Raw genomic sequence first — 715 nt, 5'->3', positions numbered from 1 at the left:
GAGGAGCGCACCGCGTGCGCCTCGACGCGGCGGCCCGAGTGGCTCGCGACGTGCGTGGCGTGGTAGCGGTCGTCGATGGCGGGCTTGAACACCGCGACCTTCTGCCGGGCGATGACGGCGCGCGTGACGCGGCGGATGAGCTCCTCGCTCTTGCCGCTGAACATGGGCCCGACGACGACTTCGAGGTGACCACCGTGGTAGGGAGAGCGCAGCATGGATGCAGGGATTCTAGAGCCTGAGGCGACGCGCGTGGGCATGAAGAAGGAGCCCCCGCGCGTGGCGGGGGCTCCCGGTGATCTCTTACTTGCGGCGGCGGTAGCTGTCGCCGAAGCGCTTGTTGAACTTGTCGACGCGGCCCTCGGTGTCGAGGAAGCGGGTCTCGCCGGTCCAGAAGGGGTGCACGCCGCTCCACACTTCCACGTGGATCTCGGGCTTGGTGCTCATGGTCTCCATGACGACCTGACCCTGGTAGATGATCTTGCAGGGCACGACCTTGGGGTGGATGTCTTTCTTCATGTTTCTTCCTCCTCCGCCACGTCTTGGTGCGTAGCGGGCAACCCGAGAAGTATAGCATGGATGCGTGCCCCGCATCTCCCGCGTTCTGCTCGCCACCCTCATGTGCTCGGCGGGCGCGCTGCACTTCCTGCGGCCCGCCGCGTTCGAGTCGATCGTGCCGCCGCCCGTCCCGGCGGGCCCGGCCGTGGCCCTGAGCGGC

1 protein-coding gene and 1 pseudogene are annotated in these 715 nt (G+C 67.8%); both read right to left on the bottom strand.

Annotation, left to right across the window (positions count from 1 at the left end; translation table 11 throughout):
• Nucleotides 1-215 (bottom strand): annotated as a pseudogene (locus tag DEIPI_RS39715) (thymidine kinase); the annotation flags it as partial.
• A gap of 85 nt (nt 216-300) precedes the next feature.
• Nucleotides 301-516, bottom strand: a complete 216-nt coding sequence (gene rpmE / locus DEIPI_RS0112210; RefSeq protein WP_027481946.1) for a 50S ribosomal protein L31 — start codon at nt 514-516, stop codon at nt 301-303.
• Between the last annotated feature and the right edge of the window lie 199 nt (nt 517-715).

Source organism: Deinococcus pimensis DSM 21231, assembly GCF_000519345.1.
Taxonomy (GTDB): Bacteria; Deinococcota; Deinococci; order Deinococcales; family Deinococcaceae; genus Deinococcus_A; species Deinococcus_A pimensis.
This window is presented reverse-complemented; position numbering and strand designations above follow the sequence as displayed.